17 protein-coding genes are annotated in these 16,442 nt (G+C 35.9%); 11 read left to right on the top strand and 6 right to left on the bottom strand.

All coding sequences use genetic code 11. From position 1 onward, the window contains the following. Positions 1-8 precede the first annotated feature (8 nt). Positions 9-539 (top strand): nitrate reductase molybdenum cofactor assembly chaperone, encoded by a 531-nt coding sequence (narJ, locus tag MKX66_RS09315; protein WP_098635331.1) that lies wholly within the window; start codon positions 9-11, stop codon positions 537-539. A gap of 17 nt (positions 540-556) precedes the next feature. Beyond that, entirely contained in the window at positions 557-1,246 is a 690-nt protein-coding gene (gene narI, locus MKX66_RS09310; RefSeq protein ID WP_002031592.1) for a respiratory nitrate reductase subunit gamma, read from the top strand. Positions 1,247-1,364: 118 nt separating this feature from the next. Here narI and MKX66_RS09305 read toward each other — a convergent pair whose 3' ends face one another. After that, positions 1,365-2,057: a Crp/Fnr family transcriptional regulator gene (locus MKX66_RS09305; protein WP_044444129.1), complete on the bottom strand. Its 693-nt coding sequence runs from the start codon at positions 2,055-2,057 to the stop codon at positions 1,365-1,367. A gap of 376 nt (positions 2,058-2,433) precedes the next feature. Between MKX66_RS09305 and moaA the strand changes: the two genes are divergently transcribed. From moaA to MKX66_RS09260, 9 genes are all read left to right on the top strand, one after another. Then, positions 2,434-3,447, top strand: coding sequence for a GTP 3',8-cyclase MoaA (gene moaA / locus MKX66_RS09300; RefSeq protein ID WP_341085971.1), 1,014 nt, complete (start codon positions 2,434-2,436; stop codon positions 3,445-3,447). Between the two features lie 17 nt (positions 3,448-3,464). Then, positions 3,465-4,478: a molybdopterin-synthase adenylyltransferase MoeB gene (locus MKX66_RS09295; protein ID WP_002031598.1), complete on the top strand. Its 1,014-nt coding sequence runs from the start codon at positions 3,465-3,467 to the stop codon at positions 4,476-4,478. Positions 4,479-4,521: 43 nt separating this feature from the next. After that, positions 4,522-5,811, top strand: coding sequence for a molybdopterin molybdotransferase MoeA (locus tag MKX66_RS09290; RefSeq protein ID WP_107887963.1), 1,290 nt, complete (start codon positions 4,522-4,524; stop codon positions 5,809-5,811). A gap of 44 nt (positions 5,812-5,855) precedes the next feature. Next, positions 5,856-6,326, top strand: a complete 471-nt coding sequence (locus MKX66_RS09285) for a molybdenum cofactor biosynthesis protein MoaE (protein WP_002031600.1) — start codon at positions 5,856-5,858, stop codon at positions 6,324-6,326. Then, positions 6,323-6,556 (top strand): molybdopterin converting factor subunit 1, encoded by a 234-nt coding sequence (moaD, locus tag MKX66_RS09280; protein WP_107887964.1) that lies wholly within the window; start codon positions 6,323-6,325, stop codon positions 6,554-6,556. Before MKX66_RS09285 ends, moaD begins: the two co-directional genes overlap by 4 nt. 80 nt (positions 6,557-6,636) lie before the next feature. After that, positions 6,637-7,806, top strand: a complete 1,170-nt coding sequence (gene narK / locus MKX66_RS09275; protein WP_002031603.1) for a nitrate transporter NarK — start codon at positions 6,637-6,639, stop codon at positions 7,804-7,806. Between the two features lie 267 nt (positions 7,807-8,073). Further along, positions 8,074-8,271 carry a PspC domain-containing protein gene (locus MKX66_RS09270; RefSeq protein ID WP_000737853.1) on the top strand — a complete coding sequence of 66 codons (198 nt, stop codon included), beginning with the start codon at positions 8,074-8,076 and terminating at the stop codon, positions 8,269-8,271. 495 nt (positions 8,272-8,766) lie between these two features. Next, the gene (locus MKX66_RS09265; RefSeq protein WP_002189422.1) at positions 8,767-9,510 is read left to right on the top strand and encodes an amidohydrolase family protein; all 744 of its coding nucleotides are present in this window, start codon (positions 8,767-8,769) and stop codon (positions 9,508-9,510) included. Between the two features lie 85 nt (positions 9,511-9,595). After that, positions 9,596-10,513, top strand: coding sequence for an AEC family transporter (locus tag MKX66_RS09260; RefSeq protein ID WP_002031605.1), 918 nt, complete (start codon positions 9,596-9,598; stop codon positions 10,511-10,513). A 224-nt stretch (positions 10,514-10,737) separates the two neighbouring features. On the opposite strand, the gene MKX66_RS09255 is transcribed toward MKX66_RS09260, so the two are convergent. From MKX66_RS09255 to nirB, 5 genes are all read right to left on the bottom strand, one after another. Beyond that, the gene (locus MKX66_RS09255) at positions 10,738-11,208 is read right to left on the bottom strand and encodes a precorrin-2 dehydrogenase (RefSeq protein ID WP_002189424.1); all 471 of its coding nucleotides are present in this window, start codon (positions 11,206-11,208) and stop codon (positions 10,738-10,740) included. Beyond that, positions 11,201-11,911 carry a sirohydrochlorin chelatase gene (locus MKX66_RS09250; protein WP_341085968.1) on the bottom strand — a complete coding sequence of 237 codons (711 nt, stop codon included), beginning with the start codon at positions 11,909-11,911 and terminating at the stop codon, positions 11,201-11,203. The genes MKX66_RS09255 and MKX66_RS09250 overlap by 8 nt, the downstream gene beginning before the upstream one ends. Further along, positions 11,908-13,332, bottom strand: coding sequence for a uroporphyrin-III C-methyltransferase (locus MKX66_RS09245; RefSeq protein WP_002031608.1), 1,425 nt, complete (start codon positions 13,330-13,332; stop codon positions 11,908-11,910). Before MKX66_RS09245 ends, MKX66_RS09250 begins: the two co-directional genes overlap by 4 nt. 214 nt (positions 13,333-13,546) lie before the next feature. Next, entirely contained in the window at positions 13,547-13,861 is a 315-nt protein-coding gene (gene nirD / locus MKX66_RS09240) for a nitrite reductase small subunit NirD (protein ID WP_002031610.1), read from the bottom strand. Positions 13,862-13,876: 15 nt separating this feature from the next. Further along, positions 13,877-16,282 carry an NADPH-nitrite reductase large subunit gene (nirB, locus tag MKX66_RS09235; RefSeq protein ID WP_107888427.1) on the bottom strand — a complete coding sequence of 802 codons (2,406 nt, stop codon included), beginning with the start codon at positions 16,280-16,282 and terminating at the stop codon, positions 13,877-13,879. Between the last annotated feature and the right edge of the window lie 160 nt (positions 16,283-16,442).

The raw sequence follows: 16,442 nt of genomic DNA, 5'->3' as shown, positions 1-16,442 counted from the left end.
AGAAAACTATGAAACAAAGTTTACAAACAGCTTTTTCTTGTTCTTCTTTTCTTCTCTCCTATCCTGAACTAGGTTGGAGGGAAGCTTTACTAGAATTACAGGAAGAGATTCAAGAAATTGAACAGGAAGAAATCAGAGCATCACTTACAACATTTATAAAAGAAGCGCTAAATAAAACAGACAATCAACTTATTGATTCTTACGTCTATACATTCGACTTTGGAAAGAAGACAAATATGTATCTTACCTACATGAAAACAGGTGAACAAAGAGAGCGTGGAATTGAATTATTAGAGTTAAAACAGCATTATCAAAAATCTGGTTTTAACGTAACAGATAAAGAACTACCTGATTATTTACCGCTTCTACTTGAGTTTCTTGCAAACGCGAATGAAAAAGATAGCGAACCAATTATGAGTAAATACACGGAAAATATACAAGCGTTGCACGGGCAATTAAAAGAAGCAAACTGTATGTATGAACCAATTCTCGCCGCTGTTCTACTCGCTATCAATACATGGGGTGTACAGGAAAATTAGAAAGGAGAGTTGTCAAAATGATGGATCAATTTCTATGGGTATTGTTTCCCTATATCATTTTTGCAATCTTTATCGGTGGACATATTTTCAGATACAACTATGATCAATTTGGATGGACGTCAAAATCTAGTGAACTATTAGAAAAGAAAATGCTCCGAATCGGAAGTCTATTATTCCACTTTGGGATCATGTTCGTCATTGGTGGTCATGTTATGGGGATTTTAATTCCAGAGTCTGTATACCGTTCAATAGGTATTTCTGAGCATATGTATCATATAATGGCAATTAGTTTCGGGCTTCCGGCAGGTGTTGCTTCTATCATCGGTTTAATTATATTAACGTACCGCCGTGTAACAGTAAAACGCATCATTGCAACGAGTACAAGGGGAGATTATATTGCGCTTATTTTATTACTAATCGTAATGCTAGCGGGACTTTCTTCAACCTTTTTAAATATCGACTCAAAAGGGTTTGATTATCGTACAACAATCGGTCCGTGGTTCCGAAGTCTCTTTATTTTCCAACCGAAAGTTGAATATATGATGGAAGTACCAGTATGGTTTAAAATTCATATAATTGCAGGTATGGGTCTATTCGCAGTATGGCCATTTACTAGACTTGTTCATGTATTTAGTGCCCCAATTAAATACTTAAGCCGTAGTTATGTGATTTACAGAAGACGTATTCCTAATGAATTGAAAAAATAATGCCACAGTAAACGAATAGAAGTTAGCAACTAACATGAAACGAGGTCTAATGGAAGGCCTCGTCTTTTTTAGGAAATAACTGTATGCAAGAGAAAAAGAGTAGCATCTAAATAAGATGCTACTCTATGCTACAAACAGAGGCAGAGCAATCTTCACAAGCAATTTCACATTTTAAAAATTGTAAATCATGGATTGTAATCTTTCCTTTATGAATAGAAATCGTACCTTTTTTTTTCAAATCATTTAACATTCGATTTACGCTTTCACGCGAAGTTGCACAGAAGTTTGCAAGTTCTTGATTCGTTAATGGTAAATCGATGAGAATCCCATTTTCTTTAAACACACCATAACTATTTGTCATTCGAATGAGAGTAGAATATAGGGCACCTTTTTTGCCATGTAATACTAGATCTCGGAACTTCGTTTGCATTCTTCTTAAATGTTCACTAATCCATTTCATAAATTCAAATACAAGAGCGGGTTTTTGGAGTAATGCTTTTTCTAAGGCTTCACGCTTTATAACGCCTACTTCAACATCTTCAAGGCATTTTGAATTTAATAAATACCTTGCATCTTCCGTGAACAATGTTAATTCCCCAATAATGTCATTTTGTGAACAAATGCGAAGTGTTAATTCTTGTCCGTCAGCACTAAGTTTACTGATTTGCACTTTTCCAGAGTGAATAATATAAATTTCTGTTGCTTCCATACCTTCTTGAAAAATAAAACTCCCCTTATTGATTTGCATTTTATATTCAACAGATGAAAGTAACTCCTTTAAATCTTTGGATAATGCCGTACTGTTTGCCACAGCAATCACCTTTCTTCTTATAAGCAGTATATTTCTTATTTTGGATGTAATCATGATGAAATTGCAAGAGATATTTTTGAAAATAAAGTAAAATTTCAATGACCGTAAGGAAAAACGACCTTAAATGTCTAAAAAGCTACTTATAGTAAGGGTTTATATTATACGAATATAAGTTTTTTAGTTTAAGAAATTTTAGTATGTAAAGAGAATGGGACTAGAGATGTGAACAAAATTCGAACGGATTTGTGAAGAATTTTTGAATGGGGAAAGTAATGTGAGAAAAGTCACATTGAATATGTAGCTTCTTTTTTATAATGAAGGCAAATAAAAAAATTGAAAGCTTACTAATGATTGCAGTAGAAAAGAAGGGATATATATGCACGAGAAGATGAAAGATTCTTTAGAGCGGCCACTTCAAGATTTACGTATTTCAGTTATTGACCGTTGTAATTTTAGGTGCACGTACTGTATGCCAGCTGAAGTGTTCGGACCTGATTATGCTTTTTTACAGGAAGAGTTTTTATTAACGTTCGATGAAATAGAAAGGTTAGCGAGATTATTTATAAGTATGGGTGTTAATAAAATTAGACTTACTGGCGGTGAACCTTTATTGCGTAAAGATTTACCGAAGTTAATTGCAAGGCTTACAAAGCTAGAAGGCTTAAAGGATATTGGACTCACAACAAACGGTATTCATTTAGCAAAACAGGCAAGGTCATTAAAAGAAGCGGGATTAAAACGTGTAAACATTAGTTTAGATGCGATAGAAGATCATGTCTTCCGAAAAATTAATGGACGAAATGTAAGTACAAAACCTGTATTGAAAGGAATTGAAGCAGCAAAAGCAGCTGGATTAGAAGTAAAATTAAATATGGTCGTAAAAAAAGGGATGAATGATAGTCAAATTCTTCTAATGGCTCGTTATTTTAAAGAACAAGAAATTCAGCTTCGTTTTATCGAATTTATGGATGTGGGCAGTACGAACGGATGGAACTTTGAACAAGTTATTACGAAGGAACAATTAATAGAGAAAATTAATCGTGTATATCCGATTGAGCCCGCCCAGCCTCGTTACTTTGGAGAAGTTGCGAAATTGTATCGATATGTAGGGAGCGATGCAGAAGTTGGATTTATTACTTCTGTTTCTGAATCTTTTTGTTCCTCTTGTACGAGAGCTCGTATTTCGGCAGACGGTAAGTTTTTTACGTGCTTATTTGGAACGAAAGGAACTGATTTGCGAACGCTTCTTCGAGAAAATATTTCTGATGCTTCATTATTAAAAATTCTCCAACATACATGGGAGTGCAGAACAGATCGGTATTCGGATGAAAGAACGGCTGAAAGTACAAATAAACGTCCAAAAGTTGAAATGTCTTATATTGGTGGATAGCGAGAGGAGGATTCCCTATGCAAGAGCGGTATTCAAGGCAAGTATTGTTTTCTGGAATTGGTGAAATGGGACAAAGAAAAATAAGAAAAAAACATGTGCTCCTAATCGGTGCGGGTGCACTAGGAGCTGCAAATGCGGAAGCGCTCGTTAGGATGGGGATTGGGAAATTAACAATTGCTGACCGTGACTACGTCGAATGGAGTAATTTACAGCGGCAACAGTTATATACAGAAGAAGATGCACAGCAGTGTAAACCAAAAGCAATTGCAGCGGCAGAACATTTAAGAAAGATTAATTCTGAAGTAGAAATTGTACCAATTGTAACGGATGTCACAATGCAAGAAATAGAAGAGTTAACAAAAGAAGTGGATCTTATATTAGATGCGACTGACAATTTCGATACGCGTCTACTTATAAATGACATTTCGCAAAAAGAAAATATACCTTGGATATACGGTGGATGCATTGGAAGTTACGGTGTAACGTATACAATTCTTCCGGGGGAAACACCATGCTTTCGCTGCCTAATGGATCATCCTATGGGCGGTGCAACATGTGATACAGCAGGAATCATTCAGCCGGCTGTACAAATGGTCGTTGCTCACCAAGTGACAGAAGCGATGAAAATATTGGTGAATGATTTTCAGGCGCTAAGGGGAACGATGTTATCATTTGATATTTGGAACAATCAATATCTCTCATTAAAAGTAAATAGGCAGAAGAAAAGTACATGTCCATCTTGTGGGAATGTACGCACTTACCCAAATTTAACATTTGGATCACAGATGAAAACTGAAGTGCTATGCGGGCGGAATACAGTTCAAATCCGTCCAGGGATAAAGCGAGTTCTTAATTTAGAAGAAGTTCGAAATCGCTTACAAAAAAGCGTGAGTGTCAAAAAAACTCCATATTTACTATCGTTTCTAGTAGATGAATATCGTTTTGTTTTATTTACAGACGGTAGGGCATTTATTCATGGGACAAATGATGTAAAAATGGCAAAACGATTATACGCAAAATATATAGGATGAACAGAAAGAGAGTTTATCCTTATCAAAACGAGGTGAAAAAAGAATGCTAGAAAAACGTAAACCAATTCCAGTAGCAGAAGCAGTTGCACGCATAATGGAGTATGCTCATCAAGGTGAAATAGAAAAGGTTTCTCTTATAGACAGCTACGGTAGAATGCTTGGAGAAGATGTTATTGCAGATCATGATGTCCCGCATTTCGATCGCTCTCCGTACGACGGATTTGCGATTCGAGCGGAAGATACAAAAGAAGCAAATAGCAGTAACCCGATTCAGTTCGAAGTGATTGGTGAGATCGGGGCAGGTTCTGTTTTTAGAGAAGAGGTGAAAGTATTTCAAGCTGTACGTATTATGACAGGAGCTGCAATTCCAGCAGGATGTAATGCGGTTGTTATGTTAGAGCTAACGGAAGGATTTGAAGAAAAAGAAAAGACTTATATGAAATTAAAACGCTCTTTTGCTGCTGGTGATAACATTTCTTTTAAAGGAGAAGATGTAAAACAAAATGCCATACTTGTGAAAAAAGGGACTTCTATTAACCCTGGAGTAGCGGCGCTTCTTGCTACGTTTGGTTATAGTTCCGTACATGTTGTAAAACAGCCGGTTATTGGAATTGTAGCGACAGGAAGTGAACTTTTAGAAGTACATGAACAGCTTAAATCGGGGAGGATTCGAAATAGTAATTCCTATATGATTGCTGCTCAAATTGAGCGAGCAGGTGGAATTGTACGCTATTATGGACAATTTGCTGATGATTTAGAGACGTGTTATGAGACCGTAAAAAGAGCAATAAAAGAAGTCGATATTTTAATTACAACTGGTGGCGTTTCAGTAGGAGACTACGATTATTTACCTGCTATTTATGAGAGATTACAAGCTAATGTACTTTTCAATAAAATAGCGATGCGACCAGGAAGCGTGACAACTGTAGCTGAGCTAGAAGGAAAACTATTATTTGGTCTATCTGGTAATCCCTCTGCTTGTTATGTCGGATGTGAATTATATGTTAGACCAGTTATTCGAACATATTTGCAAAGAAAAGATCCGCATGTATATCGTGCAGAAGCGATTTTACAGAAAGATTTTCCGAAAGCAAACCCATTTACTCGTTTTGTAAGAGGGAGAGTAGAAATTGTAGATGGCCAATTGCAAGCTACACCAGTTGGTTTAGATAAATCTAGTGCAATTTCTTCACTTGCAGAGGCGAACGCATTTATCGTCCTGCCGGGCGGAACAAGAGGATTTGAAGCAGGAATAATTGTTTCGGTATTATTATTGGAATCGAACATAGGAAGTGAGTGGCCGTGGAAAGAACCACTTCGATCATACAAGTAATAGAAAAATAGATTGCTAATTTATACAAAGGTAAGAGGTGCAAAATGACACATACGTATTATGAAGTAATTGATACACCTATTTCAATTGAAGAAGTTACAAACAAAGTAATTCGGTGTGAGTGTGGTGCGGTTACTACTTTCATTGGTACCGTCAGAGAATTTACGAAAGGACGTCGTACGCTATATTTAGAGTATGTAGCATATAAAACAATGGCGGAAAAACAGCTTGAGAAAATTGGTAATGAAGTAGAAGAGAAGTGGCCTGGGACATATGTAGCAATTACACATCGCATTGGTACATTGCAAATTTCTGATTTTGCTGTTGTTGTCGCCGTTTCAACACCACACCGGAAAGCAGCCTATGAGGCGAACGTATATATTATGGAGCGTATAAAACAAATTATTCCGATTTGGAAGAAAGAGTTTTGGGAAGATGGTGAGTCATGGATAGGTGATCAGTTAGAGAAAATAGCATATGCAAATGGTGAGCCTGAAAGGGAGATGAGAACATGATTGAAGTACTATTATTTGCACATTTGCAAGAAGAAGCAAGTAAGCCGGCCTTGTACATAGATTGTGAAAATATTACGGTTGTTGAACTAAAGGAAGTTCTCATTAAGAAATACAGCGTAGCGATTTCAAACGAGATAATGGTCGCCGTAAATGAAGAGTATGCAAATGAGGATGACATTATTCAAACTGGCGATGTAGTAGCAATGATTCCGCCAGTAAGTGGTGGTTGATTCTTTTCAGCCTAATCATGTTAGGACGTGATTAGGCTGGAGAGAATGAATATAACTATGCATACATAGGAGGGAACAAGGTGAAAAGTCCTAATTTTCAATTAAGTTTACAAACTTCTAATCTAGTTATCGGTTTTATGGTATGGGTTATCTTATCATCATTAATGCCATATATTAAAGCGGATATTCCATTAACTGCGGGACAAATTTCTATGGTCACAGCAGTACCCGTTATTTTAGGTTCTATTCTTCGCATTCCAATTGGTTATTGGACAAATCGTTACGGAGCAAGAAAATTGTTCTTTATTAGTTTTATACTTTTATTATTCCCTGTCTTTTACATTAGTGTTGCCAATTCTATGATGGATTTAATTATTGGTGGATTATTTGTAGGGATTGGTGGTGCTGTATTCTCTGTAGGAGTAACTTCTCTACCGAAATACTTCCCGAAAGAGAGTCACGGTTTTGTAAATGGTATTTACGGTGTGGGTAACGCTGGAACAGCAATTACTTCATTTTTAGCACCTGTAATTGCGACATCAGTTGGCTGGAGAACAACAGTACAGTGTTATTTAGTTTTACTTGCAGCATTTGCACTTATGAACTTTTTATTAGGCGATCGTAAGGAAAAAAAGGTGAATACACCATTAATGGAACAAATAAAAGGTGTATATAAAAATGAAAAACTTTGGTTTCTATGTATCTTTTATTTTTTAACTTTCGGATCATTTGTTGCATTTACAGTATATTTACCAAACTTTTTAGTATCTCACTTCGGATTAGAGAAAGTAGATGCAGGCATGCGGACAGCTGGATTCATCGTATTAGCAACAATGATGCGCCCGATTGGTGGTTGGCTCGGTGATAAATTTAATCCATTTAAAATATTAATCTTCGTATTTATCGGCTTAACACTATCTGGTATTGTTTTATCATTCATGCCTAGTATGAACGTGTATACGTTTGGTTGCTTACTAGTCGCATTCTGTGCAGGTATTGGAAATGGCACAATCTTTAAGCTTGTTCCAATGTACTTCTCTGAGCAAGCAGGGATTGTAAATGGGGTTGTGTCAGCTTTAGGTGGATTAGGAGGGTTCTTCCCACCATTAATTTTAACGTTACTATTCCAACTAACAGGTCATTATGCAATTGGATTTATGGCGTTATCAGAAGTCGCTCTTGCTTGTTTAATCATTACAGTATGGATGTATAGCCAAGAGAAGCTGTTAGTGATGTTAAAGAATCATTAATAAAGAAAAAGAACCCTCCTAAAGTAATCTAGGAGGGTTCTTTTAGTAATAGGCTTCGATATGTTTTTTATTGCTAACTTAACAAACACTTGTATTCTAAAATAATGTGGTTTAAAAATGAAAAACAGAAGTTTTATGGAATTTTATGTTAAAATATAGATATCAGATGTTATTCAATTAAAGGGTTAGTTAAAGAAAGTTTAAATCTCTTCCGAAGATAGAACTAATTTTTAGCATACAAATACTTAATTGGATCGGGGTGTTTAGATGAAAAAATTATATAAGTCCACTCAAGATAAACAAGTATCAGGTGTATTAGGTGGCTTAAGCGATAAGTATGGAATTGATGTAAGTATCCTTCGCATAGTCACTGCATTATCAGCCTTTTTTACTAGTGGATTTACGGTGTTACTTTATATAATAGCTGCAATTGTTTTACCTACAGATAAAGATATTAAGAGATAAATGTATGAACTTAAATCTAATTCCACAATCGAGAACTCTGTTTTTTGTCTATTGAAAGTTTCCAAAGTAAAAGCAACAGTACGATTGTTATAAGACTGAAATGAACAAACGAAAAATCCTCATAAAACATTCGGAATATATCGAGAACGAAAATAATAACTTTTGAATTAAACGATGACTATTGATCGCTAACGAATCGATAAATAGTCGCTCCTTTCTAAAGGATATCTATTAATCTGTATAAAAATATATTGGTGGATTTAAATATTCTGAAATTCCAAAAACATATGACGGTATTTATAACAAGAAAAAACTTCATATTTTTTAGGGCCAGATTTTTTCGTAAGGCTAATGGATATTGTGAAAAAGTACACTTAAAATAAAGAATAAAGTTTAGGTCGATAAGATAAAATTATGAATTTGTATAAATAATCCATAATTTTCTTTATGAGTCATATTTGATATGTTAAAGAAAAGAGAGGGGAGGGAAATGAAATGAGAATTTTTGATGCACATTTTCATATTATTGATTTTAATTTTCCGATTATTGAGAACCAAGGGTATTTTCCACCCAACTTTGTTGTAGAAGATTATCAGAATGAAACTCCTAATTTGAATGTAATTGGTGGAGCGATCGTATCTGGTTCTTTCCAAGGGTTTGATCAAGAATATTTATTAAAGGCACTAAAACAGTTGGGTTCAACATTTTGTGGCGTAACACAATTACCTTTTACAGTGACGGATGAAGAAATACTAAATTTAAATGAAAATGGGGTAAAAGCATTACGCTTTAATATTAAAAGAGGTGGTTCAGAAGATTTATCGAAGCTGGATTACTTTGCTAGAAGAGTTCATGATTTAGTAGGATGGCATAGTGAGCTTTATATGGATGCAAAAGAGTTGCCCGAAATTGCATCCACTATAGAAAAATTACCAGCTATATCAATTGACCATTTAGGGTTATCAGAAGAAGGTTTACCATATTTATTAAAACTAGTTGATAAAGGGGTACATGTGAAAGCTACTGGTTTTGGTCGTGTCGAATTAGATGTTGAGAATGCCTTAAAGTCGATTTATGAAGTTAACCCAGATGCACTTATGTTTGGAACAGATTTACCATCTACAAGAGCAAAAAGACCTTTTGAGTATGGAGATATCAAATTGATTCAACAGCTATTTGATGAACAAGCTACCGATAAAATCCTGTATACGAATGCTTTCAAATGGTATTTTGGGTAGCGTCAGGGGCTACATTTGAATTAACTGTATCCATATTTAGTAAAGAGTTTAATCCAACTATAATGTATTTAGAATGGGGTATTAAATGTTTGTTTTTATTATATTAGACGTGATATTACCAATATTAATATTGATTCTAATTGGTGCAATCTTACAAAGAAAGTTCCAATTTAACTTAAAGCAGCTATCTACACTTATTACTTATTGCTTGATGCCAGCGGCTGTATTTGTGAATATATATGATATTAGTATAGAAACAGGTTTGTTGCTCCAGATAATATACTATTTAATACTTTACAGTCTGAGTGTGATGATAGTAAGTCATTTCATTTCAAAAACATTAAAGTTAGAAAAAGGAGAAAGTGCAGCTCTAAAAAATAGCATTTCGTTAATGAATTCCGGTAATTATGGATTACCAGTAAGTCAATTGATTTTCAGTCACAATCCAGTGGGGGTTTCCATTCAGATTTTCATTGTGATTTTCCAGAATCTTTTAACTTATTCATACGGGATATATAACTTACTATCAGCAACAAAAACAATCGGAAGTATTATTCAATCATTTCTAAGACTGCCTGTATTTCATGCACTCATATTAGGGGTTCTCTTTCAATCTTTTACAATTCAAATACCTAATTCTATCTTTCTACCTCTTAATCAGCTTGCGAATAGTTTTGTTGCAATAGCACTCATATTGCTAGGAGCGCAATTATCCAACATTAAGCTTAATTTTTTCCATCGAGTCATAACATGGGCTTTAATTGGAAGATTATTGATGGGACCATTATTAGCACTTGCCATGATATACCTACTAAACATTGATGGTATTGTTGCACAATCATTATTTATTGCAAGTTCTTTTCCTACTTCAAGAAATACAGCAACTATTGCTATGGAGTATCAAATAGAGCCTGAACTACATGCACAAATCGTTTTATTTTCAACACTTTTCAGCATTATTACAGTAACTGTCGTTATTTATTTGTCATATATTTTGTTTTGAATATACGTGCAAAAACGGATAGATTTGAGGCGGTAAATGATGGACGGAAATCCCATCGATATGAGAAGAAAACAGTCTTTGATATATTGGGTGTCGTTTACAATTGTACCATGTCTGATAATCAAGCGGCTTAATTCAAAAAAGGAACTAAAACAAAAAGAACAAACGCTTCTAAAAAAACGTTTGTCCAAAGGTAATTACTATTTTAGCTAAGAAATAGATTATTATTTGTGAGTACGAGAAAGCTTTTTTATAAGTTTAGGAAATATAGATGTTAGTTCCTGCTTCAAACGCTTTGTAAACGATGGATCCTTACCTGAAGTTGAAATCGTTACAATATATTCATCATTTCGGATGACACCAGGTGTGTGAAAGGATGATTCTGTGCCATCACTTACAACGTTAACCCATTGGAAATCATGGGAGGCCTGTTTGACCATCATATTGACATCATGTTGATTTGTAGCTGCATAAATAAGGTGAGCATCTTTAATATCATCATTACTAAAAGTTTTTTGCTTCCAAGTAATATAAGGAAGTTCCTTCATTTCCTCGCAAATCTCTGGGCTGATAACGGTGACAAAAGCGCCTGTATCTTTTAATCCAGACGCTTTCCGATATGCAATTTTACCACCACCAACTATAACAACAACTTTTTTATCTAAATTAAACATAAGAGGATACATATTATACATACACACATTCCTCCATTCGTTCTAATAATGCCAACTTCATATATGTATCAAATTGAAGACAATTACAAGTCGTAACGTGATCATATTTTTTTGTATGCAACTTAATTTTTTGAAGCAACAATCCGGTAAAGAGAAGGTACGGCATGACATATACATGGGACGCAGTCGATGTTATCGTCTTGAGCTCAGCAGTAAAAGAGGGCGCTCCTTTCGTTAAAAAGGAGCACGATACGGGCATACCGAGTTTTCGTTCGACCGCTGCTCCGATTTGTTGTAACTCATGTATCGGCTGTGGATCACTACTGCCTCGTCCTACGAGTAAAACGCTACTATCTTGCTTTGGCAAAGTTTCACGTATTCTTTTCACTACAAGTTCAACCATATGTGGATGCGTACTAAAAGGTGGTACAACTGAAAATGTTATATGTGGATATTTCTTTTGTAGTTGCTCTATTTCAAAAGGAATATCACGTTTATAGTGAGCTGCTGCAAATAATAAAACAGGTACAATCAATATTTCAGTTGCGCCCTCTAGTATTGCTTCTGTAACTGCATCCGAAATGGTAGGTGTCGTTAGTTCTAGAAAAGCTATTTTTTGACTCCTTTCGTTACGTTCTTTCATAACAGATTGAATAAAGTGAATGAATTGTTCATTACCTTCTCGCAGGCGACTACCGTGTCCAACATATACAATTCCTTTCATCGTACCACCAAATCTTTCTTCATAATCATGTCTTGTAATTGCTCATCTACATTATGAAAACCAACTTTATTCGCATAGTGTAACGTTGGAATGTCGGTATACGAGAAGGGAAGAGTAAGAATATCGATAAAGCCAAGTCGTTTTATTTCTGCTAGAAACGTATCAATTGAAGCACGCCCTTCAAATACAATGCTATCCCATGAGAATTCAGAAAGCATACGAGAATGAATTTCATCGAAGCGATGATCAATTGTATACTCATGAGTCATCATATAAGACCCAGCACCAATTTTTTCTTGAATAAAACCAATTCGATTAATATTTCTGCCTAAATAAACAGTTGTATCGGAAGAGAACTCTGCTTGTTTACTTAGTAGCCCATATTGCATAAGTTTTTCTTGAGTGGCAACGTTCATATACTGCAGTTTCGCCTGTAAGGAACGAATATCTTTCTGGTGTTTACTACATGATCGCATCAAGATTTCTACACTTTCATCTGAACAAAATACAAGGCGATCAACGTTAAAAATTTCATTGATTTGTTCAGATGTTAACGTGTATTCTTCCCTTTTGAAAGTTGGAATTTGATATGTTTCTGCACCGCATTCTTGTAACTTTTGCTTTATGAAACTGGTTTTATTTGTTGCGGATGCAAATAAAACTTTTTTACCATGCAATGGTTTACGTTCTTTCCAAGCGATTTGATCCCGTAAGGAAACGACATCACCAACAATTGTCATAGAAGGGTTAGAAATATTTTCGTTTTTGACGACAGGAACAATGGTTGAAAGTGTTCCTGTGACAACGCGTTGCTTTCCAGTTGTACCCCACTCAATGACTGCTACGGGTGTATTTTCTTGTTTTCCTGCTTGTAGTAAATTTTCACAAATTGTAGGTAAGTTTTTTATACCCATGTAGTAGGCAATTGTATCGCTATTGTGGGATGAATTATATTTTCCATGATCGGTTAAAGGACCTTTTGCATGCCCAGTTAGTAAAGTAACGCTATTACTATAGTCACGGTGGGTGAGGGGGATACCTGCATAGCTACTAGCGGCGATGCTAGATGTAATACCTGGTACAATTTCATATGGAATGTCCGCTGCTGCTAAAGTTTCTGCTTCTTCACCAACACGGCCAAAAATAGATGGATCTCCGCCCTTTAAGCGGACAACGATTTTTCCTTCTTGTGCAAATTGAAGGAGGTGGGCGTTAATCATTTCTTGACGCATAGTATGATTCTTTGGCATTTTACCGCAATAAATAAGTTCACAAGTTGGCTTTGTATAGCTAAGAAAGTTAGGGTTCAATAAGCGGTCATATAAGACAATATCTGCACGCTTTAAGCAATCTATCGCTTTCTTTGTAATAAGCCCTTCATCACCTGGTCCTGCACCAACTAAATATACATATCCGTTCATAATCGCACCTCATCATTTTTTATTTAAAAGGAAGCCAGAGGAGGCTTCCTTTCGTAAATTACATGTTTATCCCGCTATTTGCAGGGCAGTAAGACCCCTACCTCAAAATTCAGCGAAAGCAAAGTAGTTAGGTAGGGATCAACTGCCCGTAAAAGCCCGATTGGTGAGGGCTAATAATCAGCGGGGGATGAACCAATCCCCGCTGATTAAAGTTTCACTTTATATAAATGTCACCATCAATAACTTCTACTTCGTACGTTTGGATACAGCCGTCATCAGGTTTTTGAACTTCACCTGTTAGTAATGAGATTTTCCAATCATGCAGTGGACAAAAGACGAATTCCCCAGATACAATTCCTTCCGCTAACGGTCCATTTTTATGAGGGCACCGATTTTCTACAGCTCGAATATCACCATTTGAAAGGCGGAATAGGGCGATAGACATGTCTTTCATTTGTACCTCTTTACCAATTTGAATAGGAAGGTCTTCCGCACGCATAACTTTTATTTTTTCTTTCGTTTGTATCATATAGATCACAGCTCCTTATTTCACAGTTTCTACTTCATACATCGCTTTTAAAGACTTCGTTTCTAGTGCTTCTCCCCAAGCTTCCGTATATGTGCTACGAGCTGTTTGGAAACGATCATTTAACATCGTGACCATACTTGTATCTTGTAGTATTTCTTTTATATGATCGAAGCCTAATCGTTCTGTCCAATAGGCAGTACGCTCCCCGTAAATACCAGTTTCACGATAATATTGCATGTAAGCTGTAGCGATGCGAAGGACATCGTCTTCAGTAGGGACGATCATTACAAAATCAGCCTCGCGTACTTCCGTACCACCATTTCCACCGATATACAGTTGGAATCCATTTTCAACACACACAACGCCGAAATCTTTCGTAAGTACTTCCGCACAGTTACGTGGACAACCTGTTACACCCATTTTCATTTTATGAGGTGTATCTACCATTTCTAATGACTGTTCAAGGAGCATACCAAGTCCTAAAGAATCTTTCGTACCGAAACGACAGAAGCGAGAACCAACACATGATTTTACATTACGAAGCGATTTTGAGTACGCATATCCAGAAGTCATATTTAAGTCAGCCCATACGTTAGGTAAATCTTGTTTCTTAACACCATATAAGCCGATTCGGCTCGCACCTGTAATTTTCACAAGAGGAACGTCATATTTTTTTGCGACTTCAGCAATTTTCATTAAATCATCTGCGGTTGTAACGCCTCCGTACATACGTGGAATAACAGAGAATGTACCATCATGCTGGATGTTACCATTCATTCTTTCATTAACGTAACGGGATGATTTATCATCTACATATTCTTCCGGAATCGCCATACGTAAATAGTAATTTAAAGCAGGACGACATTTCGAACAGCCGTCTTCATGTGCAAAACCGAGTACATTTCGTACTTCTTTTGGCGATTTTAAACCTTTCTCGTGAATGGCGGCTACGACTTCGTCACGTGATAAAGTTGTACATCCGCACATACCAGCAGACTGCGCAGAAGCATCAAAAGCATCTCCGAGTGTATGAGCTAGAACTTGTTCCACAAGCGGACGACATTTACCACAAGACCCTGCGGCTTTCGTGCATCCTTTAACTTCTTCAAAAGTAGTTAACTCTTGTTCTAAAATGGCATGAACGATTGTACCTTTCGTAACGCCATTACATCCACAAATTGTGTCATCCGCACTCATTGTAGCAACGTCAAGTTCACTTTCTTCACCAGCTTTGTGAAGAAGGGAAGCGGCTGTATATTCTTGTATATCTTCTTCTTTCTTTAACATGCTAAAGAGGCGTGTACCATCAGTTGCATCACCATATAAAACGATACCGACGACTTTATTGTCACGAATTAATACTTTTTTATAGGAACGTTTACATTCATCAAAGATTGAAATTGCTTTCGTTTGATCATCTTCATAAATTTGACCAGCAGAGAATAAATCACAACCTGCAACTTTTAACTGTGTACCGACGATGCTGCCCGTATATCCATTAGTTTGTAAATTCGTTATATGTTTTGCTAATATTGCGCCTTGTTCATAAAGAGGAGCAACAAGTCCATATGCGATACCGTCATGTTCTGCACATTCTCCAACTGCATAAATGGATTCATCATTCGTTAGCATATAGTCATTGACTACAATGCCGCGATTTACAAGTAAACTAGCATCTTTTGCTATTTGAGTATTTGGGCGTATTCCGACAGCCATTACGATTAAATTACAATCTACAACTTCACCATCTTCAAATTGAATGCCCTCAACATGGTCTGTACCAAGAATCTTTACAGTTTTCTTTTCCATTAGAAACTTCATGCCTTGCGCTTCTAAATCTTCACGCAATAGGGAAGCTGCTTTCGTATCTAGTTGTTGCTCCATTAAGCTAGGCATTAAATGAACAACATGTACGTCCATTCCTAAGTCAATAAGACCTCTTGCGGCTTCTAAACCGAGTAATCCACCACCAATGACAACGGCCTTTTTCTTTTCTTTAGCGGTATCCATCATAAATTGTGTATCTTCAATTGTTCGAAATCCTGTTACACCAGGAAGGGTGGAACCTTCAACTGGTAAAATAAAAGCACTAGAACCTGTTGCGATAATGAGTTTGTCGTATGTAATAGTACGATTTTTTTCTGTAATAATAATTTTTTCTTTTCGGTTAATACTTTGAACTCTTTCATTTGTATACAAAGTTATTTCATTTTCTTCATACCAACTGTATTGATTCATAATGATATCTTGCATATTTGTTTTTCCTTGTAATACATGAGAGAGCATAATACGGTTGTAGTTCGGATGTGGTTCATCTCCGAAAATAGTAATCTCATATAAATTACTATCATGTTTTAATATTTCTTCCATACAACGTATGCCAGCCATACCATTTCCGATCATAACTAAACGTTTTTTCATTTTCGTTTCCCCTTTTTATGTGAAATGTTGAACAAAGGATTATATTTCTATTATAGAAAATTAAAAAAGAGGGAGATGTGATATTTATCACACTTATATAATGATTCACAAATTGTTGAAATTCGGATTTGTGTGAGGGGGGCGTGGATATTTTTCGCAA

The organism is Bacillus sp. FSL R9-9530, from assembly GCF_038008145.1.
Taxonomy (GTDB): Bacteria; Bacillota; Bacilli; order Bacillales; family Bacillaceae_G; genus Bacillus_A; species Bacillus_A mycoides.
Note: the sequence above shows the minus strand (reverse complement) of the source record. Positions and strands in the feature narration are given on the sequence as shown.